Raw genomic sequence first — 24,224 nt, forward strand, 5'->3', positions numbered from 1 at the left:
CGTAACATTGAAAATTATGCTTTTTTCCGCATAAAATCGACGAAGAGCCAAAACCAACCTACTATCAGCAACAGTCCGCCAATGGGCGTGACAAACCCGATGGGTTTAAAGTTGATGCCGCTAATGGCGCTGGTTGACAACAGGTAAATCGACAATGAAAAAAACAAGATACCCAACGTGACCAACCAGTACACCGCCTGTTTGGCCTTTGCGGAAATCCCGCCATACATTCCTACAAAAAGCAATAGGAATGCGTGATACATCTGGTAGCGTACGCCGGTTTCAAACGATGTCAGCATTTCAGGACTGAGCAGTTCCTTGAGTTTGTGCGCGCCGAATGCGCCCAGGATTACCGCCGATGCGCCAAAGAACGCGGCCGAGGCCAGTATTTTCCGATCCATAGTAATTGTTTGCCGCAAAATTACCGCTTAATGGGCAACAATTAATGAGAAACGCCGTTTTTTCTCGTTTAAAATAATAGTACATTTGCACCACATTTTTGCTAGAAATGAAGAAATTACTACTCTCTTTTAGTTGCTTGTTTACCGTGATCACAAGCTTTTCGCAGGTAAAGTCGGGCGAGAAACTGACGTACACCGCATCGTACAACATGAGCGGTCTGATGACGCAGTTGGCGCAGGTTAAACTGGAAACCAGCACCGTGAAAACAGCCAAAAACAGCTATTTACACCTGAGTTGCGAAGCCATGACCTTCAGCAAATGGGATTCGTTTTTCAAGATCCGCGATTTATACGAATCATATGTAAATCCGCAGACGTTGAAGCCTTCGATGTACAAGCGCGACATTTCGGAAGGTGGCTACACCAAGAAAGAAAAATACGTGTTCTCCAACGGCGGTCGTACGGTTAACAGCACCGTACAAAAACGCAAACGTCCGGAAACCAAAAAAACTTTCACGGTAGGCCCGACTACCCAGGACGTGGTTTCGATTCTCTATAAACTGCGGACTGTGAATTTCGCCTCACAAAAGGTTGGACAAACCACCTCGTTCACCATTGTATTCGATGAAAAAGAAGTGCCGGTCGTGGTGAAGTACATGGGCAAAGAAAGTGTTGCCGCAGGAAACTTGGGAACGAAGGATTGCTACAAGGTGTCCATTTCGGCCAAGACCGACGCGCTCAAAGGAAAAGACAAAAACCTCATCTGGCTTACCGCCGATGCTGCCCGCGTCCCTGCACTGATCAAGTTCAGCATTCCGGTGGGCACGGGTCAAATGACACTTAAAACCGCCACGGGCATATAAATCATGCGTAGGAAAATCTTCATCGGCATCGCGGTATTCTTCGCCCTGTTGAGCATCGTTTTCACGATTTTGCCACTTGATACGTTGGCGATTGTACCCATTGTCCCAACGGCCGTATTCGCTTTTTTGGCGTTCCGTAAATCTGAAGGAAAACAATGGCATGCATCGAGGCTTTTGCTGGTTATTTCGGCATTGTTATTTGTTGTGGTCATCGGCAAGCATTTCCTGATTTCAGACGAAGTGGAAGTTGATCAGCAATTCGAACAGAAAAAAGTGCAGTCTGAAAAAGAAACCGCCAAGGAACTCGAAGAATTAGAAGGACTGGAATAATGAGACACATCCTGATCATCGGTGCCGGACGCTCGGCTTCATCGCTCATCAAGTATTTGTTGGAGAAATCCGATGCTGAAAACCTGCATCTGGTCATCGCAGATTTGTCGGTAGAATTGGCGGCCAAGAAAACCGCCGGCCACAAAAATGCGACCGCCATCGCGCTGGACATCTTTAACGAAACCCAGCGGAAGGCCGAAATCCAAAAGGCTAACATCGTGATTTCGATGTTGCCCGCGCATTTGCACATCGAAGTCGCCAAGGATTGCATCACCTATAAAAAACACATGGTTACGGCCTCTTACATCAGCGAAGCCATGGCCGAACTCGACACTGCCGCCAAAGAAAACGGATTGGTATTCATGAACGAAATCGGGCTCGACCCGGGCATCGACCACATGAGCGCCATGAAAGTCATCGACGAAGTACGGGCGCAAGGCGGAAAGATGATTTTGTTTGAATCATTCTGCGGCGGATTGGTGGCACCGGAATCCGACAATAACCTCTGGAATTACAAGTTTACTTGGGCGCCGCGCAACGTGGTTTTAGCCGGTTCTGGTGGCGCTGCAAAGTTCCTGCAAGAAGGCACTTATAAATACATTCCGTACCACAGACTTTTCAGAAGAACGGAATTTCTTGATGTAGAAGGTTATGGCCGTTTTGAAGCCTACGCCAACCGCGATTCCTTGAAATACAAGAGCGTTTACGGGCTGGATGATGCACTGACATTGTTCCGCGGTACCATTCGACGCGTTGGGTTTTCGAAAGCCTGGAACATGTTCGTGCAATTGGGCATGACCGATGATTCTTATATCGTTGACGATTCTCAAACGATGAGCTACCGTGAATTCACCAATTTGTTCCTGCCATACCACCCGACAGATTCCGTCGAAATCAAGCTGCGCCTGCAACTGGGTATTGATCAAGACGATGTGATGTGGGACAAATTGCTCGAACTGGATATTTTCAATCCGAACAAAATCGTCGGGCTTAAAAATGCCACGCCAGCACAAATCCTGGAGAAAATTCTCGCCGACAAATGGACGCTCGCACCCGAGGACAAAGACATGATTGTCATGTACCACAAATTCGGGTTTGAGGTCAACGGGCAGCAAAAGCAAATCGATTCCAAAATGGTCTGCATCGGCGACGACCAAACCTATACGGCCATGGCCAAAACCGTCGGCCTTCCGGTTGCGATGGCGACTTTGCAAATCCTCAACGGAAACATTACCACGCCAGGTGTACAACTTCCGATGAAGAAGGAAGTGTATGAGCCGATCCTGAGAGAATTGGAAGGATATGGCGTTGTGTTCCAAGAAAAGGAAGTGCCGTATTTCGGTTACAACCCGATTAAACATAGTTAATCTTTAGGCACGAATTTGCGACTTGTTCTTTTGAAAATTCGTGAATTCGTGGTTTTTGTTTTCATTTCAAATTAAAATCGTATTTTCGGTTTAAATCTTCAAGAAATGAAAATCAATTCCCTTCAAATTGAAATTGACGGCATCGACAAGGAAATCCTGCGCGATTTGATGAACGATGCCAGAAAACCCATTCTGCAAATCGCCAACAAAATCGGGATTTCGGGCGCGGCCATCCACCAACGGCTGCGAAAACTGGAACAAGCCGGCGTGATTTCCGGTTCGAAATTTACCGTCAGCAATAAGGTTTTGGGTTACAGCACGATGGCGTTCGTCGGGATTTATCTGGATAAAGCCGCGCGCAATTCTGAAGCGGTGAAGGGTTTACGCAAAATCCCAGAAGTGTTGGAATGTCATTATACCACGGGGAATTGGTCTATCCTGATCAAGATCATTTGCCGTGACAACGAACACCTGATGCAGTTGCTCAACACCAAAATCCAGACTATTGAAGGCGTTTCACGAACCGAGACTTTCATTTCGCTCGACCAACAGATTGAGCGGCAGATACAGCTTTAAGAATTTTTACGAAAAAACTGTAATTGGCGGTAAGGCCGCTGTGGTATTTTTGTAAACCCCAAAGGTTTTCAAAACCTTTGGGGTTTGCGCCAAAAAAAGAAATCCGCCATTTAGCGGATTTTTCTTTTAATCGTCCCGTCGCGCCCCAAATACCTGAAACGCCCAATAAATTAAGTTAGCCAAAGCGCCGATAGCCGCCACGACATACGTCCTCGCCGCCCATTTTAAGGCGTCTTTTGCGCCATCGTGTTCTTCTCGCGTAAGCATTCGCTTATTCTCAAGCCAAGCCAGTGCACGGTTGCTGGCATCGTATTCCACCGGAAGCGTGATAAAACTAAATAAAGTGGCCGTTGCCATCATGACCAAACCAATCACCGCAACGTAAAATCCCCACGGAGAATGCATCGCCGCAGCCAAAATCAAGCCGCCCAAAATCAGCCATTGCGACATTCCAGACGCCACGTTTACAATCGGCACCAATTGCGACCGTAACTGCAACATGTTGTAGGCCGTGGCATGTTGTACGGCGTGCCCGCATTCGTGTGCGGCTACCGCTGCAGCGGCGGCATTGCGCTGGTTGTAAACACCTTCGCTCAGGTTTACGGTTTTGTTGGTTGGGTTGTAGTGGTCGGTGAGCATGCCCGGCGTTGAGATGACTTTTACGTCATAAATGCCATGGTCTTGCAGCATTTTTTCGGCGATTTCGGCACCGCTCATTCCGTTCTGCAAGTGCAGGTGTGAATAGTGTTCAAATTTACTCTTCAGTCGTGCGCTGACCAGAAAACTGACCAGTGCAATACCGCCCAATAAAATATAATACATCAACATGATTTCTTGTGTTTTAGATTTGCGCGCCCCATCTCAATTATAAAACCAAAGAAAATTTACTGCTAAAATGTCAGGCGTTAAAGGTTGCGATGAATTTTTCGGGATCGTCGGGAGAGATAATTGTTTTATTAGTGCGCGGATCGGTCAACAGCACCGCTCGCGCCATGTCAGTAACGTACCAGGTCATGGCACCGAATTTTCTGTTCCAGAACGTTCCGGTAAAAGAAAAGATGCCGCCGATACCGAATGTCCTGATGGAAAAGCGGATGTCTTTCTTCTCGACCCGTGTAGCAACCAAGCCATCGGCGCGAATCACCACCTTATCGAATGGCCGGTGTACGACAATCTGCCCCGGTAACACCTCATATTTCTTGATGCTGAAATAATACGAGACGCCGAAAACCAGCAACAGGATTGCAGCCGGAAATATTAAACCATCTGCATTTTCCATGGCAAACAACATAGGCGCATTCAAGAAAAAAAGAACCAAGCCCAAAATGAGCATGATGACTTTGATCCAAATGCTTTTTGGCGCGCCAAATTCCATCACGGTACGAGGTTGATGATTTTGCCCGGCACAACAATCACTTTCTTAGGCGCGTTGCCGTCGAGCATTTGCGTGGTACGGTCGTCTTTCAGGATGATTTCCTCGATTTGCTCTTTGGTCAAATCCAGCGGCAACTCGATGAAAAATTTGGTTTTCCCGTTGAGCGAGACCGGATATTCCTTACTGCTTTCCACCAAAAATTCCGGGTTGAATTTCGGGAACGGAATGTTCGAGACACTGCCTTCATGCCCCAAACGGTGCCACAATTCTTCGGCGATGTGCGGCGCATAGGGCGAAATAATGACCGCCAGCGGTTCCAAGACAGCGCGCTCATGGCAGTTCATAGCCGACAACTCATTCACGCAAATCATAAATTGCGATACCGACGTATTGAACGAAAACCCTTCGATGTCTTCCTGGACTTTCTTGATGGTTTTGTGAAGCGATTTCAGCGCGTCTTTGCTGGCCGGATTTGAAGTTACGATCAAGCCGTTGTCGTCAAAATACAGACGCCACAGTTTTTTCAGGAAGCCGAAAACTCCGGTAATGCCCGCCGTATTCCAAGGTTTGTATTGCTCGAGCGGCCCAAGGAACATTTCATACAGCCGCAGCGTGTCGGCGCCGTATTCGTTGCAGATGTCGTCTGGGTTGACGACGTTGTACCAGCGCTTGGACATCTTTTCGACTTCGCGACCAACAAAGTAGCGCCCATTTTCAAGGATGAATTCGGCATTCTTAAACTCCGGAATCCAGTCACGCAATTTGTCGATATCGACTTCGTCAGATGCGTTAACCAGATTTACATCGACTCGAATATCCTCGACCTGATAATCCTTTTTGAGATTTTTTGAGACATATTGATTGGTTCCTGAAATCCGATAGGCAATGGCACTCGTCCCCAAAATCATCCCTTGGTTGATCAACTTCTTGAACGGTTCCTCAAAATGCACCAACCCGCGGTCATAGAGGAATTTGTTCCAGAAACGGCTGTACAGCAAATGCCCGGTGGCGTGTTCGCTGCCGCCGATGTACAAATCCACGTTCTGCCAGTATTGCTCGGCTTCTGGCGACACGAATTTATCTTCATTTTGTGCATCCATGTAGCGTAGCCAATACCACGAACTTCCGGCCCAGCCCGGCATGGTGTTCAGTTCGAGCGGGAACACATCGAGGTTGTCAATCTTGTCATTTGAAACGACTTCGTTGTTCACTGTGTCCCAAGCCCAAACGGGCGCATTGCCCAGTGGCGGCGCACCGTCTTCGGTAGGCAAATATTTCTCGACTTCCGGCAAACGGATCGGCAAATGTTGCACGTCAATCATCTGCGGCATGCCGTCTTTGTAATACACCGGGAACGGTTCGCCCCAATAACGCTGGCGGGAAAATACCGCATCACGCAGGCGGTAGTTGGTTTTGCCGGTGCCCATTTTGACTTCTTCGAGCGCTTCGATGACTTTTTTGGTGGCCGATTTATAATCCAGGCCGTTCAGGAAATCAGAATTCTTGAGCTTGACGTTGTCTTTGCTGTCGTTGGCTTTTTCGGAAATGTCGATGCCGTCGAAAATATTCTCGATGGGCAAGTGGAAATGTTTCGCGAAATCGTAATCGCGCTGGTCGCCGGCAGGAACGGCCATGACCGCACCGGTTCCGTAGCCGGCCAGTACGTAATCGCCAATCCAGATCGGTACGGGCAAACCACTCAGTGGATGTGCGGCATACGCGCCGGTAAACACGCCAGAAATGGTCTTTACATCGGCCATGCGGTCGCGCTCAGATCGTTTGGCCGTGGCGTCGATATAAGCGTTCACTGCGTCGCGCTGTTCATCGGTCGTAATTTGCTGCACCAGCGGATGTTCGGGTGCCAGCGTCAAAAAGCTCACGCCAAAAATAGTGTCTGGGCGTGTGGTGAATACTTCGATGATCGGGTCTTCCGGGTCGGCAATCGTGTCGCCCAGGTAACCTGTGACCTGGAATTTTACGAGCGCACCCACGGATTTCCCGATCCAATTGCGCTGGCTTTCCTTGAGCGAATCGGTCCAGTCGATGCTGTCTAATCCTTGCAACAAGCGTTCTGCGTAGGCGGAAATGCGCATGCTCCATTGCGTCATTTTCTTACGGACGACCGGATAACCGCCGCGCTCGGATACGCCATTGACAATTTCGTCGTTGGCCAGTACCGTGCCCAGCGCCGGACACCAGTTCACTTCTGTTTCGGCCAGATACGTCAAGCGGTATTGGAGCAGGATTTTTTCTTGTTCGGCTTTCGACATGACGTTCCATTCAGCCGCGGTAAATGTCGTGGCGTTGTCGTCGCACACGGCTTTGACACCGGCGGAACCGTTTTCCTCGAACTTCATGATGAGCGTGCAAATGCTCTCGGCCTTGTCGGTGGTCTTGTTGTACCAGGAATTGAACAGCTGGATGAAAATCCATTGTGTCCATTTATAATAGTCTGGATTTGAGGTCCGGACTTCGCGCTGCCAGTCAAACGAAAACCCGATTTTGTCGAGCTGTTCGCGGTAACGGCCAATGTTTTCGCGCGTGGTTTTCTCCGGGTGTTGGCCGGTCTGGATGGCGTATTGTTCCGCCGGCAAACCGAAGCTGTCGTAACCCATCGGGTGCAGGACGTTGAAGCCTTTGTGGCGTTTGAAACGGGCATAGATGTCTGAAGCGATGTAACCCAGTGGATGCCCAACATGCAAACCGGCGCCCGACGGGTACGGGAACATGTCAAGCACGTAATATTTGGGCTTGTCTGAATGGTTGTCGGCGGCGAAGGTCTGGTTTTCGGCCCAGTATTTTTGCCATTTGGCTTCGATGTCTTGCGGATTGTATTTCATTTCCTTTGGAAGGTTGTTAAAAAGACGGATCTGGAAAAATAGCCCCGATGGAAGCGGCATCCTTTTGCGGGTTCGAGTGCGGCTGGAAGCCGTGTATCGAGAACCCGGAAAAGATAGAGCGTACAGCGGGACGGAACACGACAAACACACGTGCTGTCCTGCTCCGAAAATTCAAAATTGCCTACAAATTTAACGTTATTGTACCAAACAGAAAACTTTCGGCGTTATAAAGCGACGGTTGAAAATTGTTTTAAGATACTTTGATGGCGGTTCTTAATTGGCTGAAAAATAAAAATTTTCCGATGGTTTTTTGTGGCTTAAAATAGCAAACGAAATCCAACGAAAGGGAAAATTTCATCAAAATGAAAAAAAGGAACATTTTCCGGCCAATTGAAGAAAGTTTGAAAGAGTTCTAGTATTTTTACGGCATAATTTTCCAGCCCTTATGATTTCAAAGTTCGACAGGTTCCAGAAACGCAGGTTGATTTCCTCTTATTTTTCGGTGGTGTTGAGTATCTTTTTGGTGCTTTTCCTGTTGGGTCTGTTGGGGTTGTTCGTGATCAATTCCAAGCGTTTGTCTGACAATTTCAAGGAAGAGATTGCCATGACGGTGTTCTTCAAGCACCAAACGCCAGATTCCACACTCACGGCTTTCGGGCGCGAAATGAAAACCGCGCGGTTCGCGAAGCGTTTTGACTTTGTTTCGGCTGAAGATGCGGCCGCGAAACATTCAAAAGACATTGGGGAAGATTTCATGGAATTCTTGGGCATGAACCCGTTGCAGGATTCGTACGATATTTATCTCAAAGCAAACTACGTCGACAACGACAGCATCGCCAAAATCGAACAGCGCATCCGGGTCAACGAAGCCGTTTCAGACATTTCTTATGACAAGCAACTCGTCACGAAAGTCAATGAAAAAATCGAAACGATTTCGATGTATACGTTAATCATCAGCGGGTTTTTGGCGCTCGTCGCGGTCCTATTAATCAACAGTTCCATGAAATTGTCGATACACTCCAACCGCTTCATCATCAAGACGATGCAAATGGTTGGCGCGACCAAGTCATTCATCCGCAAACCTTTTATCTGGCGCAGCATCAGGCTGGGTGTGATTGGCGCCGTACTGGCGGTTTTGGCGCTCATGGGCGTGCTGCTTTATGTACAGAATAATTTCCCTGAGCTCGATATTTTACACGACCAACTGTTGACCGGAGCGGTGCTTTTGGGTGTCATCGTCGTCGGTATTTTGATTACGTGGCTCAGCACATTCATCGCGACGCAGCGGTTCCTGAATTTAAGAACGGACGATTTGTATTAATAGTCGATGGTTTGTGGTCGGCGGTCGATGGAAAACACCAGAGACCAACGATTAAAGACTAACGACCAAAGATCAATATTATGGCTAAGAAAGACATCACACCGGAGACAAGGAATGAAATTCCAGAAGGGCAATTCCTTTTTGAAAGTGTCAACTACAAATTGCTCCTGATCGGCATCGGGGTTATTGCCTTGGGTTTCATCCTGATGGCCGGCGGTGGCAGCGACGATCCGAAAGTCTGGAACGATGACATCTTCAGTTTCCGACGCATCCGTTTGGCGCCAACGGTCGTTTTGATTGGATTCGGCGTGACGATTTGGTCGATTTTGAAGAATCCAAAGAAGTAATTTGGAAACCCTTCACGCCATCATCATCGCCATCGTCGAAGGATTGACCGAGTATCTACCGGTATCATCCACGGCGCACATGGTATTCACCAGTTCGTATTTCGGCATTCAGGACCAGGAATTCGTCAAGATGTTCCAGGTGTCGATCCAGTTCGGGGCAATCTTGGCCGTAATCGTATTGTACTGGAAAAAGTTTTTCGATTTTAAACGCATCAACTTCTACGTCAAACTCGCTTTGGCCATTGTTCCTGCGTTGGTGTTGGGCAAGATTTTCGACGATATGATCGACGATGTTTTGGGCAAACCCATTCCCATCGCCATTGTACTCATCATCGGCGGCATCGTGCTGCTGTTCATCGAGGAATATTTCAAGAACCCGACGATTCACCGGGAAGAAGACATCACACCCAAAAAAGCCGTCACGATTGGATTCTGGCAATGTCTGGCCATGATGCCGGGCACAAGCCGTTCCGCCGCATCCATCATTGGCGGCATGCAACAAGGCTTGACGCGCGAAACCGCCGCCGAATTTTCGTTCTTCCTCGCCGTTCCTACGATGCTGGCCGTGACCACCTACTCGGTATTCGTCAAGACCTATAAAAGCGTCGGGATGAAAGGCTACGAAATGCTGTTGCAAGGCGACAACCTCAAACTGTTCCTCATCGGCAACGTGATCGCGTTCATCGTGGCGCTCATCGCCATCAAGTTGTTCATTGGGCTGATCAAGAAATACGGCTTCAAGCCGTGGGGTTATTACCGTATTTTCGCTGGCATCATCCTATTGGTTTATTTCACTTACAATTCGTAGCCGATTCGGGCTGCATTCTTTACATCATGACCAAAAACCAGCTGATTGCGTTATACGTCATTTCGACGGCTGCCATCGCCGCTTGTTTTTTCATGCCGCCCATTGCGCAAGACCAAGCCTACCATCGTTTTGCCGATGCCCATAGTTGGGCTTCTGTCCCGAACTTCTGGAACGTCATTTCAAATCTGCCATTTGCGATCATTGGTATTTTAGGAATGACAAGATTACGAGCGATCGACTATAGCCTGAAAGCAAGCTACATTTGGTTCTTCGTCGGGATTTGTTGCACCGGCTTCGGTTCGGGGTATTACCATTGGCACCCGACCGATGCCACTTTAATCTGGGATCGCCTGCCAATGACCGTATCATTCATGGCGTTCCTATCAATTGTCATCGGGGAATTTATCGATGCCGATGCGGGCAAAAAACTCCTGTATCCGCTGCTGCTGCTCGGGTTGTCATCCATCGCGACTTGGGTTTTGACCGATGACCTGCGAATGTACGCGCTCATCCAGTTCCTGCCGATTTTCCTGATTTTAATCGTCCTTTTTCTGTCCAAGAAGGAAATCAGATACAAGAAATATTTCTGGCTGATGGTGGTTTGCTACACGATGGCAAAATTCCTGGAAGGTTACGACGCTTATATTTATGTCGTTTCGCGGGAATGGATGGGCGGCCATGCTTTAAAACACTTGGCGGCGGCCGCGGCTCCGTTTTTTTTCTACAAATTTGTGGGCCGAAAATTCAACCCTGAAAGACCATGAATACTACGCCATCAGCCGAAGATTTTCTTGCCGGGCAAGTCCTTTTGATTGACAAGCCATTGCATTGGACGTCGTTCCAAGCCGTCAACAAACTCAAATGGCTGCTCAAATCTAAATTGGGCATCAAGAAAATTAAGATCGGGCATGCGGGCACGCTCGATCCGCTGGCCACCGGATTGCTCATCGTGTGCACCGGGAAAATGACCAAGTCCATCACCGAAATCCAGGCGCAGGCCAAGGAATACACCGGGACGTTTTTCATCGGGGCAACCACGCCGTCATACGATCTCGAAACCGAGGTTGATCAAACGTTCCCGATTGCGCACATCGACAGCGCATTGATTGACAAGACCGTCCAACAGTTTTTGGGCGAGATTGACCAGAAACCACCGATTTTCTCCGCCATCAAAAAGGACGGAAAGCGTTTGTACGAACACGCGCGCGCCGGCGAAGAAGTCGAGATCGCCTCGCGCAAGACAACCATTTACGAGTTTGAGATTACCCGCGTGGCGTGGCCGGAAATCGATTTCAGGATTGCGTGCAGCAAAGGCACGTACATCCGTTCCATCGCGCATGATTTCGGGAAAGCGTTGCAGTCTGGCGCACATTTAACCGCGCTGCGCCGAACTAAAATCGGGGATTATCACGTGGAAAACTGCGTGACACCGGCGGGGTTTGAAGCCCAACTCGCTGCAAATCCCTAGCATTTCTGATCCAACTCGCGCATGAGCATGACCAGTTCTTCCTGCGTGCTAGCGCCTTTGTCGTGCAAATACCAAAGTTGCAATTCGGTTTTTATGGTTTCGTCGATTTTGCCGTACTGGCTTTTGTAGCTTCGCACGAGTTCCGCGGCGGCTTTCGGTCTCGGTCCCCAGTGGCCAAGGACATTTTTGGTTTCGGCATCCAGGACGATGAGTTTCGGGATTGATTTGGAACCGTTGGTCAGGAACAGGTTCATCAGCGCCGGATTTTCATCGCGGAAGACAATTTTCATCTCGACATTCGGCGTAATCGTGGCGAGTTTGTTGAAGATTGGGAGCAATTGCGCCGCATCGCCACACCAACCTTCCGAAATGACCAGCCAAATGTATTTTTTCTTGAGCGCCAGCAGTTTTTGGATGCGGTCTTCGTTGATGACCATTTTCTTGTCGAGCCGGTTCATGCGCGCTTCGTTGAGCTGGGTGTAATGTACCAGTTCGTCAGATTGCGTGTCACCGGAAACTTTTCCTTGCGCCAACAGGCTCGTGACGGTGTTGCGGTATTTGGTGTAAGATACGCTTTTGAGCAGGCTTTCTGCGACGGCGATTTTCATGGCGTTTTATGATTTTCGACAATCAAAGGTACGACATTAAAAAAGCAAAATAAAGTGCCGTTTGTCACACTTAACATTTTTTGGAAACCACTTTTGCCGAAGCAGATTATGGTTATATTTGCACAACCAAATTGTAATTTGTCATGAAATATAAAAGAATTCTCCTGAAATTAAGTGGCGAGGCGCTCATGGGCGAACGCCAGTACGGTATAGATCCGGCGCGTCTGGCCGAATATGCCGCAGACATCAAGGAGATTCACGACCAAGGCGTCGAGATTGCCATCGTGATCGGCGGCGGAAATATTTTCCGTGGCGTGGCCGGTGCCGCCAATGGCATGGACCGCGTACAAGGCGATTACATGGGCATGCTTGCCACGGTCATCAACGGTATGGCGTTGCAAGGCGCGCTCGAAGATGCCGGCATGCAGACGCGTTTGCAGACAGCTTTGAAAATTGAGGCCATCGCCGAACCTTATATCAAGCGCCGCGCGGTGCGCCACCTGGAAAAAGGCCGCATCGTGATTTTTGGCGCTGGAACCGGAAACCCTTATTTTACGACCGATACGGCTGCGGTATTGCGCGGTGTGGAAGTACACGCCGATGTGATTTTGAAAGGGACGCGCGTGGATGGCGTTTACACGTCGGATCCGGAGAAAAATGCCGATGCCGTGAAGTACGACGCAATCTCGTTCGAGGATGTTATTCGCAAGGGATTGAATGTCATGGATACGACGGCCTTCACGCTCAGCCAGGAAAATGCCTTGCCGATCGTGGTGTTCGACATGAACAAACGGGGCAATTTGCTGAAGATTTGCAAAGGGGAAAATATCGGGACGGTCGTTGACGTTTAACGTCAAATGTCGAACGAAGAAATGCAATAAGTATTGCTCGCCGAATGCCCGTTTATCAGCCATGCGTTAGCGATTAAAGCGGCATCCTTTTGCGAGGCAACGAGCAAAAGATACAGCGGCAAGCGCGGCCGAAGGCAACGCCCTAAAAAATGAATGAATGGTTTGTCCGGCCACCAACGACCAGCCACCAAAAATAATTACTTAGATTTGTCTAGCCACTAAAAACTAGCCACTATCAACCAATGGAAGAAGAACTCGATTTTATCATGGAAAGTACCGAGGAAGCGATGCAACACGCCATCACGCACCTCGAAAAAGAATTCGTGAACATCCGCGCCGGGAAAGCGTCGCCTGCCATGTTGGGCAGCGTTTTCGTGGACTATTACGGGTCGCAGACGCCGCTCTCGCAAGTGTCTAACCTTGCCACACCCGATGCGCGTACGATTACTGTAACGCCGTGGGAAAAGAACATGTTGCACCCGATTGAGAAAGCCATCATGATAGCCAACATTGGGTTTAACCCGATGAATAACGGCGAAAGCATCATCATCAACGTGCCGCCGCTCACCGAGGAGCGCCGCCGCGACTTGGCCAAACAAGCGAAGATGCACGCCGAGGATGCGAAAGTGAGCATCCGCAACTGCCGCAAGGACGCGAACACCGAAATCAAGAAGCTCGAGAAAAACGGTCTTTCTGAAGACGTTTGCAAAAGTGCGGAAGAAGACGTGCAGCAGCTCACCAACAGTTTCACCAAGAAAGTGGATGAATTGCTCGCGGTGAAGGAAGCCGAAATCATGAAAGTATAAATTTTACGTTATAGATTCAGATCCGTCCGGACGCCGGGCGGATTTTTTTTTAAGATGCGATTTTACCTGGCCATATTTTTATTGTTATCGGTTGTCTTGCACGCGCAGGACGGCTCGGGCAGTGGCCGCGTACACCGCATCATCCAGAATGCGACCGACCGCCGCGAAGCCAACGACCTGGAGAAGAAACTCATGACGTTTTCGTTCAAGAGTTACACGAAGTTGCTCGTGACGGCCAACCCCGATTCGGTGCGCGGCCAGTTGGAAAAAGTGACGCGACGGAAATTCGGCTTCGGCGAACCGTATGAAAAGGTCGATTCCACGCAGTACAAATTCAAGCAGTTCGTCAAGCGCCAGCATTTGTTTGAGACCGAGAAAGTCTCCAACGTCCAATTTGACGGGACGTATCGCAAGGAAACGGTGATTGGCACCAAGATGTCGGGTTTCCGTGAACCGATTTACGAAGTGCTCGGGTTCAATCTGCAGTCTTTCTCGATGTACGGCGAAAGCTACGAGTTGCTCGGTACGCAATACCAAAGCCCGATTGCCCGCAAGGCATTTTCAGACTACCAATACCGGTTGGTGGATTCGCTCCGGATGCAAGGGCGCAAAGTCTATGAGGTGACCTTTATGCACAAAACCAAGTCACAGAAAGGCGGTTTACAGGGCACGCTCTGGATCGACGCCGAGACTTTCGCCATCGCCAAGGCCGACATGCGCGTGCGCGGGGTAATCAACGTGAGCGGTTCGCACCGTTTTACGTTCTTGAAAGAAGAGAATATCTGGGTTCCGGCCGGCCGCAGATTCAAGATCACCAAGGGCAACAACGACGAAGACATCAAGATTCCGGGCGCGGTCATCCAGTTTGACCCGATTGGTACCAACAGTAAAAAACGGCGCCAGGTTTCGGACGTCACGTACCTGTTGTCTGAATCGGACTATTCTGATTTTGAGTGGAATGAACCCGTGAAAATCCGTAAACGCTGGGTAGCCATCGAGGTCAAGGACGACGCCATCAAGAAAGACGACAAGTTCTTTGCGCCTTACAAAGCCGACACCATAGACCGCCGTGAAAAGCCCACGTACGAAACACTCGACAGCATCGTCGCCAAGGAAAAAATTGACAAGAAGTTGCGATTGGGCCGCAAGATTATCAACGGTTACGTGCCGTTCGGGCCAATAGACCTGGATTTGCGCTACCTATTGAGCTACAACAATTACGAAGGTTTCCGCATTGGGCTCGGCGGCATCACCAACGACCGTTTTTCGGAAGTGTACCGCATTGACGGCTACGGCGCCATGGGCACAAAAGACGGCGCGTTCAAGTACAGCGTGGGCGGCGCGGCGCGCATCGGGAAGTTCTCGAATACGTGGGTAGGTTTCAGTTATACCGACGACGTCCGAGAGATTGCGAGTACGTCTTTCGCCATAGACAAGCGCGTGTTCAAGCTCTATGATCCGCGGCCGATCAACGTGAGTACGTTTTACGGTTACACGTCGCAACGCATTTACATCGAGACGAAAATCATCCCGAAAACCGAAAGCATCTGGCAGATTACCCAGCAATACATCGACCCGAAGTTTGACTACACATTCTTGGTCGGCGACCGCGGCTACAGCAATTACCACTTGGCCACGGCGCAGGTTTCATTGCAATGGAATCCGTTTTCGGACTACATGCAAACGCCCGTCGGCCGGATCGAGGTCGAGAAACGCTTCCCGAAATTTACGTTCCAATACACGCACACGCTACCCGATTTCCTTGGGAACGACTTCAGTTTCGGCAAATTCGACCTTCGCGCCGATTATGAAAAGAAGCATTTCGACGGGCAAAAAACAGCCGTCCTGATTGAAGGCGGTTTCGCTTTCGGCGACGCGCCGCTGACGCATTTGTACAACACCTCGCCGAACAACATCACCAAAGACAACGTATTCAAGCGCATCACCATCGCGGGCAAGAACAGTTTCGAGACGATGTATTTCAACGAATTCTTCTCGAGCGAGTATGCCATGTTGCAAGTAAAACATACGCTGAAACGCATGACCTGGACCAGGAAAATCCGTCCGTCGATGGTGTTGGTCACGCGTATGGCTTGGGGCGACATGGAGAAACGCGAACAGCACGTAGGCATTCCGTTCAAGACGTTGCACGAAGGTTACTTCGAGTCGGGCGTAGAATGCAACCAAATCTTCAAAGGGTTGGGCTTGTCCGGGTTTTACCGATACGGCCCGAACGGGTTGCCGAAATTCCAGGACAACATTTCGCTGAAGGTGAGTTTCATCTTCAACATCGGGATGACCGATTGATCCGGCATATCACAGAAATTCGCAATAGTTGCGGCCGCCGGATCGTTTTCGTCTGTGCGTAAGAAAATTTGTATATCTTTCCGCCTTCAAAAACCATTAGCACAGTTAAATCAATGAAAAAAATCATCTTCTGTCTTGGCTTCATAGCCATTTCGCTTACTTCGTGTTCTTCAGATTCAGATTCTTCAGACGGCGGCTCAGACGGCGCCCTGGTGAAGAAGATCGTTTATACCTCAATCACGGATGAGTATTCGGAAACCGTTAACTATACGTACAACGGCAACAAACTCGTTAAGGGCGTTTACGATTACGGCGCTGAGGAAATCTACACCTATGATGGCAATCTGATTACCAAGATTGAACTCATTGAAGACGGCGAGGTGACGTACACCGAAACTTTCACCTACGACGGCAGCGGCCGCCTGCTTACCTATCTCGTTGAGGAAGGTCCATTTACCGAAAGCGAGACCTTTACATACAACGCCAACGGCACGGTGACTTGTTCCGGAAGCAGCGGCTTGAGCACCTATACTTTTGAAAATAACGAATTAAAGCAAATTGCCCGGACGACCGGCGAAGTATATGAATACACCTACGACGGAAAAAACAGCCCGTTCCGCAATGTCACCGGCTATGATAAGATTGCCCATGTCGCACACGGTGACCACGAGTTCTTTGGGCGCAATCAGAATATTTCGACCATTCAGGAAACAACCGGCGACGTGGCTTACATGACCAATACGATGACGTATAACGCAAACAACTATCCGCTGACGGTAAATTCGACGGCCATCTTTGTAGGCGACGGCACGTACAATGCCACAATGCAGTACACGTATTATTAATCCACGATGTTTTCGATATAACAAAGGCGGTCCGTGAAGACCGCCTTTTTATTTAGTCATGTACGGCGTTAGTGCGACGATACGAACTTCAGCCCGATGATCGAAGCAATCAGTGTCGTCAAAAAGAAGATGCGCCAAAACGTAGCCGGTTCCTTAAACACAAAAATCCCGACCAACACGGTTCCCACCGCACCAATCCCGGTCCAGACGGCGTAGGCCGTACCGATGGGAAGCGTTTGCGTCGCCTTGTACAACAAATACATGCTGATGGAAAGGCAGGCGAAAAACCCGATCATCCAATACAAAGAAGTGTTTCCGGAAGTTTCGCGCGCCTTACCCAGACAGGAAGCAAAACCCACTTCAAACAATCCGGCGACGATGAGCAGCAACCATTCCATTATTCAATACTAAAACATTCGAGGTAAATTTCGACTTGGTCAAAAACCACATCTTCCAACGCCGGAATCATGGATTTGAAGTTGCCGAATTGCGCTTCGGTCAGGTGATAGACTTTGTACGCATCCGGGTCGTCGCTCTTGTCGATGTTGAGCAAGTCAATCAGGACATCCGTCGCCAAATCGATCTTGATGTCTTCCAGCAGCGAGTCGTTGTCTTTGTCATAGACCGCGATGAATCTTTCAACGTTCATGGGCGAGTGTTTTTAAGGACGGATGATCAGCACCGACGGAATGTTGCTCAGCCAGATGCTTTGCGAATCGACCAGTTTCTTCCAACTGTCGAGGCTTACGACCATAATATCCTGATTCGATAGAAATTCTTTTTTCATCGTGCGGCCTTCCATGATGCGGTGACCGTGTACGTCGTTGATCCGCGCGGCAATCTGCGGCGAGTTTTGTATCGCGCCGTTCGGATCCACGAAAGTGACCTGTGATTGGTTGTTGTCGGCGAGTTTTTCGGCGTATTCGATCAGGAAAATATCTTCCGATGAAAAAATCGGGATGAACACATTTTTAAGCGATTCCAAGTCTTTGTCCACGAGGATTCCGACTGGCATTTTGGATTTCGCGATGATTTGGCGCGTACGTTCGTCAAAAGGCGAATTCTCGAACAAGCCTTCCTTTCCGATGAACTTGTCGATGAGCCGGTCGGGGTTGACGATGCGCGTCGTGTAACCGAGCAATCGGCCGAGCAGCGTGCCTTCAAAAATCGATTGGCCCAAACCGACCAACAACAAATTGTATTCGCCCTGGTTGGCGATGTCCACGATGTCGTTGTCAATATCGCTGGATACTTTGAACAGCGGAATCACCGGCTGGTCCAGGCTCTCAGATTCGGCCAGAACTGGCGCGAAGGTATTGCGTTCCTGTTCTTCGAGGTTAAACGTGTGCAATTCGTTGCTCAGCGTGAGGTGCATGGCCGTCACGACCGATTCGTTTTTCTCACGCCGGATCAGGCTGTTGGCCAATTTGAGCAGCGTGCGCCCGCGGTCTGAATTCCCGAAGGAAATCAGTATTTTGTATTTGTCATCGGCCCGGATTTCGTCGGGGATGTAAACGTCCTTGGTCTTGAAGATCCAGTTGATCAAGTCGAGCGCCGGCCCGGTCATAAAGGTCGTGACGAGCGCCATGATGACCATCATCGTAAAGACTTCCGTCGATAAAACGCCGAGGTCATAACCGATGTTGAGCACGACGAGTTCCATCAAGCCGCGTGTATTCATGAGCGCGCCAATGGTTAAACTGTCGCGCCAATTCTGCCCAACAAACCTTGCCGCGAGCGCACTGCCGAGGAATTTTCCGGCCACGGCCACCACGATGATCATGCCGGTAATCTTCCAAAGATACGGATCGTCGATGGCGTTGATCTGCGTACGCAAACCCGTGAAAACAAAGAACAACGGCAGGAGTAAAATGACCGACACGTCTTCGACTTTCTCGATGATGATGTTACGGAATTTCGTGTTTTCCGGCATGATGGCGCCAGCCATAAATGCACCGAACAACGCATGGATGCCGATGACTTCCGTGGCGTAAGCCGAAATGATGAGCGTCAATAGGAAAATCGCGACTACCGGTTTGCTCAGGCTCTGGCGGGAATATTTCAAATCGCCGATGCGTTTCAAGAAGGGCTTCACCACTTTCAGCATCAGCAAGACATACAAGATCGACATCGCGATCACATACACCGAACTCACGAACGAACCGGCTTTCACAATGGCGATGACCGCGGCCAAAATGCACCATGCCGTAATATCGTCGGCGGCTGCGCATGTGATGACAATCGTACCGAGCTTGGTCTTGTGGATGCCGCGTTCCTGGACGATGCGCGCCAAAACGGGAAACGCCGTGATGCTCATGGCAATCCCGAGGAACAGCGCAAACGACAGGAATTCAACTTTCATCGGGGCGAATTGCGTGTAGATGACATACGCCAACCCGACGCCCAGCGTAAACGGAATGACGATGCTGGCATGGCTGATGACGACGGCATCGTTGGCCTTATTTTTCAGGGCTTTCAGGTCGAGTTCCATCCCAATGACGAACATGAACAATATCAGCCCGATCTGGCTTAGGAACTGCAGATTGCCGAGTGATGCAATGGGGAAAAGAATCGAAGAATATTCAGGAAAGTACAACCCGAGCAACGACGGCCCGAGGACGATGCCGGCAATCATTTCGCCGATGACCGTTGGCTGCCCGATCTTACGGAAAAACCATCCGAAGATACGCGCCACCAGAATGATCGTGATGATTTGCGCGAGCAACAACGCCAGCGGATGCTGCAGGTTTTCCTGCATGTTTTGGATGAACTGCGTAAGCTGCGGCTTTTCGGAAACAATCTCTACATCGCGGCCTGCCTGAAGCGACTTGCCTTTGGTGATGATCCAGTAAATCACCAGCGAGAAACCTCCGGTCACGAAAATGTAAAAAATCGAATTCTTGACGTTTCTCATAGTAGCGTTTGTTCCGGCCCAAAAAGCCAAGCCAAAGATATAAATAATCGGTTTAGTTTTCTGGCCGCCGGAAATTTCATAAACCACTGTTTTTATTCGACAAAAGTGCTTGCGAGGCTTTTAAATTCAGCATTGTTTTCCTTACCTTTGCACGCATTTTATAGCTTATGGGCAAGAGATTCAGGGTCGGATTTTGGGAAGGCGTGGCCAGGCTTATCCTCAGGAACAGGATTTTCATTTTGGCGGGAATCGTCTTGTTGACGGTTTTCCTAGGATGGCAATGCAAAAACCTGGGCATGACCTACAACGAGGCCAACCTATTGCCGCAAAAGCACATCGCCAACCGCCAATACCAGGATTTCCTGTCGAAATTCGGCGAAGAAGGCAACCTCGTGGTCATCGGCGTGAAAGACGACAAACTCTTTACACCCGAAGCTTACGCGGCCTGGAATGAGCTGATGCAAGGCTTGAAAAAAGCGCAAGGCGTTGATTTGGTCGTGTCGCTCAACGATTTGAAGAAGATCGAAAAAGACACGGTCAACCAGAAATTCAACATGGTACCGCTCGTGGATCAGGGCAAAACACTCGATCCGGCGTATCTCAAACAAGTGCGCGACGAACTCTTCCATAAACTTCCATTTTATCAGGGATTGTTGTTCAACAAGGAATCGGGCAGTTTGCGTTCGGCGATTTACCTGAACAAGAAAATCGTCAATACCGAAGCACGCAAAACGTTCGTCTTGGAAGAAATCGTGCCGCGCGTCGAGAAATTCGAAAAGCAAACCGGGATTGACCTGCGCGTGTCGGGCATGCCGTACATCAGGACGATTAACGCCGAAGATATGAAAGGCGAAATCGGGTTGTTCATCGGGGCCGCATTGCTTACCGTATCACTGATTTTCTTCTTCTTTTTCCGGTCTTACCGCGCCACATTCATCTCAATCTGTATTCTCATCGTAGGCGTGATTTGGTCTTTCGGGACGCTCGGTTTCTTTGAATACCGCATCACGATCTTGACCGGAATCATTCCGCCGCTGATCATCGTCATCGGCATTTGTAACTGTATTTTCCTGATCAACAAATACCAACAGGAAATCAAGAACCACCAGAACCAAGCGAAAGCCTTGCAGCGCGTCATTTCCAAGATTGGCGTGTCAACGTTTATGACCAACATGACCACGGCCATGGGTTTTGCGACCTTCATGATTACGGGCAACGAACTGCTTTTTGAGTTCGGTTTGGTGACGTCCATCAACGTCATGTCGGTGTACATCCTGACGCTTTTGATCGTGCCGATCGTGTACAGTTTCATGCCGATGCCAAAGGCGAAACACCTGTACCATTTGAGCAAGAATTACATTTCGTCGCTGCTGGATTGGGTGGAATATACCGTGCGCAACCGCCGCAAAACCGTCTACACGATTTATGCATTGATGCTGGTGTTCTCGGTTGTCGGTGTGACGCAGATGAAAGTGTCCGGCAGCTTGATCGGGGAAATGCCCAAGTCGGCGTCGTTCTTCAAGGACATTTTGTTTTTCGAGGAAGAATTCAACGGCGTCATGCCGCTGGAAGTCATGATCCACCAGAAAAAAGGCAAAGTCGTCAGCCCGAAGACGCTCGAGAAGATGGACGAATTGCAGCAAACCATCGATAGCATCCCGGAACTGTCAAGCCCGATGTCTGTGGTGAATTTCGCCAAATACCTGAACCAATCGTTCTACAACGGCAATCCGGAATATTACCAATTGCCGAGCAGCCAGGAGCAAGCCTTCGTCTTGTCGTACGCCAAAAGCATGTTCAAAGGCAAGGGCAAAGGCGACAACCTGATGAAAAGCTACGTGGATTCTACGTCGCATTACGCCCGCATGACCACGTTCATGAAAGACATCGGCACCGATAAGATGGCCTTGATCGAGAAACGGCTCGAGAAACGCATCGCGCAGATTTTCCCGAAAGACCGCTACGAAGTGACGCTCACCGGAAAAGCGCTCGTGTTCCAAAAAGGCACGTCGTATCTTGTAGACAACCTGATCGAGTCGATCATTTTCGCGATCTTGATGATTGCCGGCCTGATGCTGTACATGTTCCGCAACCTAAAGATGATTTTGGTGGCGGTCATTACGAATATTTTACCGTTGTGCATCACATCCGGGTTGATGGGTTATCTGGGCATTCCGCTCAAGCCATCGACCATTCTGGTGTTTAGTATTGCCTTCGGGATTTCGGTGGACAACGCCATCCAGTTCATGGCCAAATACCGTCACGATTTGATTTTGAACAACGGGAAAGTACGCCGTTCGGTAGTGAGTGCGTTGCGGGAAACCGGCATCAGCGCGTTTTACACGTCCGTAGTTTTGATCCTTGGTTTTGCCGTGTTCACGCTCTCGAGTTTTTCCGGTACGATCGCACTCGGCGGGTTGATTTCCTGTACGTTGCTTTTTGCGATGTTCGCGAACTTGATCGTATTGCCGTCGCTGGTGCTTACGTTCGAGAAAAAACAATTGAGCAAGGAAGAATTGATTGACGACGAGATTATCGTGGACGACGTTGACAATGAATAATTGATAATGAATAATTAATAATGATTGGCCGTCTGGAAGCGGCGTAGGATCCGGTAATTTGGAAATTGGCGGATTAAGGCCTAGCTTCGTTCGACGTTGGACATTTGACATTCGACATTCAACATAAAATGAAACATACCAAAATAAAAGAACTGCTCAGCAGCGACGGCGCGAAAACAGGCGTCGTGGCCAAAGGCTGGGTGCGTACGTTCCGCAACAGTCAATTTGTGGCGCTCAACGACGGCTCCACGATCAACAACATCCAGTGTGTGGTTGATTTCGCCAACACGCCAGAAGACACCTTGAAACGCATTACAACCGGTGCGGCCATTTCGGTCATGGGCGATTTGGTGGAAAGCCAGGGCGCGGGCCAGAAGTGGGAAATCCAAGTGAAATCACTTGAAATCCTCGGCGATTCGGATGCCGAGAAATTCCCGATGCAGCCCAAAAGACATTCGCTTGAATTCCTGCGTGCCAATGCGCATTTGCGGGTGCGTACCAACGCATTCGGTGCCATCATGCGGGTGCGTTCGGTATTGGCTTATGCCGTGCACAAATATTTTCAGGACAAAGGTTTCGTCTATGTAAACACGCCGATCATTACCGGTGCCGATGCGGAAGGCGCGGGCGAAATGTTCCAGGTGACGGCGCTCGATTTGAACAACCTGCCGAAGGACGAGAACGGCTACATCAACTACAAAGAAGATTTCTTCGGAAAACATACCAACCTGACGGTTTCAGGACAGTTGGAAGGCGAGACTTTCGCGATGGCTTTGGGCCAGATCTATACTTTCGGGCCAACGTTCCGTGCCGAGAATTCAAACACGGCGCGTCACTTGGCGGAATTCTGGATGATCGAACCGGAAGTCGCGTTCAACGACTTGGACGACAACATGGATTTGGCCGAAGATTTCATCCAATACGTCATCAAGTATACGATGGAACGTTGCCAGGACGATTTGAAATTCCTCGACCAGCGTTTGGCCGACGAAGAAAAACAGAAGCCGCAAGACCAGCGCAGCGACATGACGTTGCTCGAAAAACTGAAGTTCGTCCTGGAAAACAACTTCAAGCGTGTTTCCTATACGGAGGCCATCGACATCCTGCGCGATTCGACACCGAATAAGAAGAAGAAATTCCAGTTCCCGATTGACGCCTGGGGTGCCGATTTGCAATCTGAGCACGAACGATTCTTGGTGGAGAAACACTTTAAATGCCCGGTCATTTTGTACGATTATCCGGCCAACATCAAGGCGTTTTACATGCGTTTGAACGAAGACGGAAAAACCGTTCGTGCCATGGACATTTTGTTCCCAGGCATTGGTGAAATTGTAGGCGGATCGCAGCGTGAAGAGCGTTACGACGTACTCGTGGAAAAAATGAAAGTGCTTGGCATCGACGAGGAAGAATTGTGGTGGTATCTCGATACGCGCCGTTTCGGGACTGCCGTACACTCTGGGTTCGGGCTTGGTTTTGAACGACTGGTGTTGTTCGTGACGGGAATGACCAACATCCGCGATGTGATTCCGTTCCCACGGACGCCGCAGAACGCAGAATTTTAATAGAGTCCGGTCTTTGCGCCGGATTTTTTTGGTGTGTGACAAAAGCTACTGAACCCGGCAGCATCAAACCTTAC

Annotated in this window: 23 protein-coding genes; 15 read left to right on the plus strand and 8 right to left on the minus strand. The window is 49.4% G+C overall.

Translation table 11 applies throughout. From position 1 onward, the window contains the following. Positions 1-14: 14 nt before the first annotated feature. Positions 15-401 carry a DUF423 domain-containing protein gene (locus ACM9J1_RS04625; RefSeq protein WP_415580773.1) on the minus strand — a complete coding sequence of 129 codons (387 nt, stop codon included), beginning with the start codon at positions 399-401 and terminating at the stop codon, positions 15-17. A 107-nt stretch (positions 402-508) separates the two neighbouring features. Here ACM9J1_RS04625 and ACM9J1_RS04630 point away from each other — a divergent pair, with 107 nt between their 5' ends. The 4 genes from ACM9J1_RS04630 (at position 509) to ACM9J1_RS04645 (ending at position 3,537) form a co-directional block, all read left to right on the plus strand. Then, positions 509-1,264: a DUF3108 domain-containing protein gene (locus ACM9J1_RS04630; protein ID WP_415580774.1), complete on the plus strand. Its 756-nt coding sequence runs from the start codon at positions 509-511 to the stop codon at positions 1,262-1,264. A 3-nt stretch (positions 1,265-1,267) separates the two neighbouring features. Next, positions 1,268-1,594 carry a hypothetical protein gene (locus ACM9J1_RS04635; protein ID WP_415580775.1) on the plus strand — a complete coding sequence of 109 codons (327 nt, stop codon included), beginning with the start codon at positions 1,268-1,270 and terminating at the stop codon, positions 1,592-1,594. Continuing rightward, positions 1,594-2,961 (plus strand): saccharopine dehydrogenase family protein, encoded by a 1,368-nt coding sequence (locus ACM9J1_RS04640; RefSeq protein WP_415580776.1) that lies wholly within the window; start codon positions 1,594-1,596, stop codon positions 2,959-2,961. The genes ACM9J1_RS04635 and ACM9J1_RS04640 overlap by 1 nt, the downstream gene beginning before the upstream one ends. Before the next feature lie 105 nt (positions 2,962-3,066). Then, positions 3,067-3,537 carry an Lrp/AsnC ligand binding domain-containing protein gene (locus tag ACM9J1_RS04645; protein ID WP_415580777.1) on the plus strand — a complete coding sequence of 157 codons (471 nt, stop codon included), beginning with the start codon at positions 3,067-3,069 and terminating at the stop codon, positions 3,535-3,537. Between the two features lie 126 nt (positions 3,538-3,663). On the opposite strand, the gene ACM9J1_RS04650 is transcribed toward ACM9J1_RS04645, so the two are convergent. From ACM9J1_RS04650 to leuS, 3 genes are all read right to left on the minus strand, one after another. Beyond that, positions 3,664-4,365, minus strand: a complete 702-nt coding sequence (locus ACM9J1_RS04650) for a zinc metallopeptidase (protein ID WP_415580778.1) — start codon at positions 4,363-4,365, stop codon at positions 3,664-3,666. 70 nt (positions 4,366-4,435) lie between these two features. Then, positions 4,436-4,912 carry a PH domain-containing protein gene (locus ACM9J1_RS04655; RefSeq protein ID WP_415580999.1) on the minus strand — a complete coding sequence of 159 codons (477 nt, stop codon included), beginning with the start codon at positions 4,910-4,912 and terminating at the stop codon, positions 4,436-4,438. Continuing rightward, the gene (gene leuS / locus ACM9J1_RS04660; protein ID WP_415580780.1) at positions 4,912-7,752 is read right to left on the minus strand and encodes a leucine--tRNA ligase; all 2,841 of its coding nucleotides are present in this window, start codon (positions 7,750-7,752) and stop codon (positions 4,912-4,914) included. The genes ACM9J1_RS04655 and leuS overlap by 1 nt, the downstream gene beginning before the upstream one ends. 445 nt (positions 7,753-8,197) lie before the next feature. On the opposite strand from leuS, the gene ACM9J1_RS04665 reads away from it, so the two are divergent. The 5 genes from ACM9J1_RS04665 to truB all read left to right on the plus strand — a co-directional run bounded on the left by ACM9J1_RS04665 (position 8,198) and on the right by truB (position 11,696). Then, complete coding sequence (locus tag ACM9J1_RS04665) at positions 8,198-9,073, plus strand: cell division protein FtsX (protein ID WP_415580781.1); 876 nt, start codon at positions 8,198-8,200, stop codon at positions 9,071-9,073. A gap of 80 nt (positions 9,074-9,153) precedes the next feature. Beyond that, positions 9,154-9,420, plus strand: coding sequence for a DUF3098 domain-containing protein (locus tag ACM9J1_RS04670; RefSeq protein WP_415580782.1), 267 nt, complete (start codon positions 9,154-9,156; stop codon positions 9,418-9,420). Position 9,421: 1 nt separating this feature from the next. After that, on the plus strand, positions 9,422-10,228 hold the full coding sequence (locus tag ACM9J1_RS04675; RefSeq protein WP_415580783.1) for an undecaprenyl-diphosphate phosphatase: 807 nt from the start codon (positions 9,422-9,424) through the stop codon (positions 10,226-10,228). Positions 10,229-10,254: 26 nt separating this feature from the next. Then, the gene (locus tag ACM9J1_RS04680; RefSeq protein WP_415580784.1) at positions 10,255-10,992 is read left to right on the plus strand and encodes a ceramidase domain-containing protein; all 738 of its coding nucleotides are present in this window, start codon (positions 10,255-10,257) and stop codon (positions 10,990-10,992) included. Next, the gene (truB, locus tag ACM9J1_RS04685; protein WP_415580786.1) at positions 10,989-11,696 is read left to right on the plus strand and encodes a tRNA pseudouridine(55) synthase TruB; all 708 of its coding nucleotides are present in this window, start codon (positions 10,989-10,991) and stop codon (positions 11,694-11,696) included. Before ACM9J1_RS04680 ends, truB begins: the two co-directional genes overlap by 4 nt. On the opposite strand, the gene ACM9J1_RS04690 is transcribed toward truB, so the two are convergent. Next, positions 11,693-12,304 carry a thioredoxin family protein gene (locus tag ACM9J1_RS04690; protein WP_415580787.1) on the minus strand — a complete coding sequence of 204 codons (612 nt, stop codon included), beginning with the start codon at positions 12,302-12,304 and terminating at the stop codon, positions 11,693-11,695. The two genes, truB and ACM9J1_RS04690, sit on opposite strands and share 4 nt — an antisense overlap. 143 nt (positions 12,305-12,447) lie before the next feature. Between ACM9J1_RS04690 and pyrH the strand changes: the two genes are divergently transcribed. The 4 genes from pyrH to ACM9J1_RS04710 all read left to right on the plus strand — a co-directional run bounded on the left by pyrH (position 12,448) and on the right by ACM9J1_RS04710 (position 17,113). Continuing rightward, positions 12,448-13,155: a UMP kinase gene (gene pyrH, locus ACM9J1_RS04695; protein ID WP_415580788.1), complete on the plus strand. Its 708-nt coding sequence runs from the start codon at positions 12,448-12,450 to the stop codon at positions 13,153-13,155. A gap of 242 nt (positions 13,156-13,397) precedes the next feature. Next, positions 13,398-13,961, plus strand: a complete 564-nt coding sequence (frr, locus tag ACM9J1_RS04700) for a ribosome recycling factor (protein WP_415580789.1) — start codon at positions 13,398-13,400, stop codon at positions 13,959-13,961. Between the two features lie 54 nt (positions 13,962-14,015). Then, positions 14,016-16,268 (plus strand): DUF5686 family protein, encoded by a 2,253-nt coding sequence (locus tag ACM9J1_RS04705; protein WP_415580790.1) that lies wholly within the window; start codon positions 14,016-14,018, stop codon positions 16,266-16,268. Between the two features lie 113 nt (positions 16,269-16,381). Further along, positions 16,382-17,113 carry a hypothetical protein gene (locus ACM9J1_RS04710; protein ID WP_415580791.1) on the plus strand — a complete coding sequence of 244 codons (732 nt, stop codon included), beginning with the start codon at positions 16,382-16,384 and terminating at the stop codon, positions 17,111-17,113. A gap of 68 nt (positions 17,114-17,181) precedes the next feature. Here ACM9J1_RS04710 and ACM9J1_RS04715 read toward each other — a convergent pair whose 3' ends face one another. Genes ACM9J1_RS04715 through ACM9J1_RS04725 form a run of 3 tightly spaced genes read right to left on the minus strand, consistent with a single transcriptional unit; the run spans position 17,182 to position 20,027 of the window. Beyond that, complete coding sequence (locus ACM9J1_RS04715) at positions 17,182-17,511, minus strand: DMT family transporter (RefSeq protein ID WP_415580792.1); 330 nt, start codon at positions 17,509-17,511, stop codon at positions 17,182-17,184. Next, positions 17,511-17,762, minus strand: coding sequence for a DUF7683 domain-containing protein (locus tag ACM9J1_RS04720; RefSeq protein WP_415580793.1), 252 nt, complete (start codon positions 17,760-17,762; stop codon positions 17,511-17,513). Before ACM9J1_RS04720 ends, ACM9J1_RS04715 begins: the two co-directional genes overlap by 1 nt. Before the next feature lie 12 nt (positions 17,763-17,774). Continuing rightward, on the minus strand, positions 17,775-20,027 hold the full coding sequence (locus ACM9J1_RS04725) for a cation:proton antiporter (protein WP_415580794.1): 2,253 nt from the start codon (positions 20,025-20,027) through the stop codon (positions 17,775-17,777). A 167-nt stretch (positions 20,028-20,194) separates the two neighbouring features. Here ACM9J1_RS04725 and ACM9J1_RS04730 point away from each other — a divergent pair, with 167 nt between their 5' ends. Together ACM9J1_RS04730 and asnS are read left to right on the plus strand one after the other, a co-directional pair. Continuing rightward, positions 20,195-22,588, plus strand: a complete 2,394-nt coding sequence (locus tag ACM9J1_RS04730) for an efflux RND transporter permease subunit (protein WP_415580795.1) — start codon at positions 20,195-20,197, stop codon at positions 22,586-22,588. A gap of 128 nt (positions 22,589-22,716) precedes the next feature. Beyond that, positions 22,717-24,150: an asparagine--tRNA ligase gene (gene asnS / locus ACM9J1_RS04735; protein WP_415580797.1), complete on the plus strand. Its 1,434-nt coding sequence runs from the start codon at positions 22,717-22,719 to the stop codon at positions 24,148-24,150. The last annotated feature ends 74 nt before the right edge of the window (positions 24,151-24,224 follow it).

The organism is Flavobacterium longum, assembly GCF_965137575.1.
In the GTDB taxonomy this organism is placed as follows: domain Bacteria; phylum Bacteroidota; class Bacteroidia; order Flavobacteriales; family Flavobacteriaceae; genus Flavobacterium; species Flavobacterium longum.

Excerpts from the sequence above, each read along its gene's own strand:
- ACM9J1_RS04725 (WP_415580794.1), bottom strand. The coding sequence starts at position 20,027 with ATGAGAAACGTCAAGAATTCGATTTTTTACATTTTCGTGACCGGAGGT.
- ACM9J1_RS04630 (WP_415580774.1), top strand. The coding sequence starts at position 509 with ATGAAGAAATTACTACTCTCTTTTAGTTGCTTGTTTACCGTGATCACA.
- frr (WP_415580789.1), top strand. The coding sequence starts at position 13,398 with ATGGAAGAAGAACTCGATTTTATCATGGAAAGTACCGAGGAAGCGATG.
- ACM9J1_RS04625 (WP_415580773.1), bottom strand. The coding sequence starts at position 401 with ATGGATCGGAAAATACTGGCCTCGGCCGCGTTCTTTGGCGCATCGGCG.
- ACM9J1_RS04715 (WP_415580792.1), bottom strand. The coding sequence starts at position 17,511 with ATGGAATGGTTGCTGCTCATCGTCGCCGGATTGTTTGAAGTGGGTTTT.
- truB (WP_415580786.1), top strand. The coding sequence starts at position 10,989 with ATGAATACTACGCCATCAGCCGAAGATTTTCTTGCCGGGCAAGTCCTT.
- ACM9J1_RS04640 (WP_415580776.1), top strand. The coding sequence starts at position 1,594 with ATGAGACACATCCTGATCATCGGTGCCGGACGCTCGGCTTCATCGCTC.
- ACM9J1_RS04635 (WP_415580775.1), top strand. The coding sequence starts at position 1,268 with ATGCGTAGGAAAATCTTCATCGGCATCGCGGTATTCTTCGCCCTGTTG.
- ACM9J1_RS04650 (WP_415580778.1), bottom strand. The coding sequence starts at position 4,365 with ATGTTGATGTATTATATTTTATTGGGCGGTATTGCACTGGTCAGTTTT.
- asnS (WP_415580797.1), top strand. The coding sequence starts at position 22,717 with ATGAAACATACCAAAATAAAAGAACTGCTCAGCAGCGACGGCGCGAAA.
- ACM9J1_RS04645 (WP_415580777.1), top strand. The coding sequence starts at position 3,067 with ATGAAAATCAATTCCCTTCAAATTGAAATTGACGGCATCGACAAGGAA.
- ACM9J1_RS04720 (WP_415580793.1), bottom strand. The coding sequence starts at position 17,762 with ATGAACGTTGAAAGATTCATCGCGGTCTATGACAAAGACAACGACTCG.
- ACM9J1_RS04680 (WP_415580784.1), top strand. The coding sequence starts at position 10,255 with ATGACCAAAAACCAGCTGATTGCGTTATACGTCATTTCGACGGCTGCC.
- pyrH (WP_415580788.1), top strand. The coding sequence starts at position 12,448 with ATGAAATATAAAAGAATTCTCCTGAAATTAAGTGGCGAGGCGCTCATG.
- ACM9J1_RS04655 (WP_415580999.1), bottom strand. The coding sequence starts at position 4,912 with ATGGAATTTGGCGCGCCAAAAAGCATTTGGATCAAAGTCATCATGCTC.
- ACM9J1_RS04690 (WP_415580787.1), bottom strand. The coding sequence starts at position 12,304 with ATGAAAATCGCCGTCGCAGAAAGCCTGCTCAAAAGCGTATCTTACACC.
- ACM9J1_RS04670 (WP_415580782.1), top strand. The coding sequence starts at position 9,154 with ATGGCTAAGAAAGACATCACACCGGAGACAAGGAATGAAATTCCAGAA.
- leuS (WP_415580780.1), bottom strand. The coding sequence starts at position 7,752 with ATGAAATACAATCCGCAAGACATCGAAGCCAAATGGCAAAAATACTGG.
- ACM9J1_RS04710 (WP_415580791.1), top strand. The coding sequence starts at position 16,382 with ATGAAAAAAATCATCTTCTGTCTTGGCTTCATAGCCATTTCGCTTACT.
- ACM9J1_RS04730 (WP_415580795.1), top strand. The coding sequence starts at position 20,195 with ATGGGCAAGAGATTCAGGGTCGGATTTTGGGAAGGCGTGGCCAGGCTT.
- ACM9J1_RS04705 (WP_415580790.1), top strand. The coding sequence starts at position 14,016 with ATGCGATTTTACCTGGCCATATTTTTATTGTTATCGGTTGTCTTGCAC.
- ACM9J1_RS04665 (WP_415580781.1), top strand. The coding sequence starts at position 8,198 with ATGATTTCAAAGTTCGACAGGTTCCAGAAACGCAGGTTGATTTCCTCT.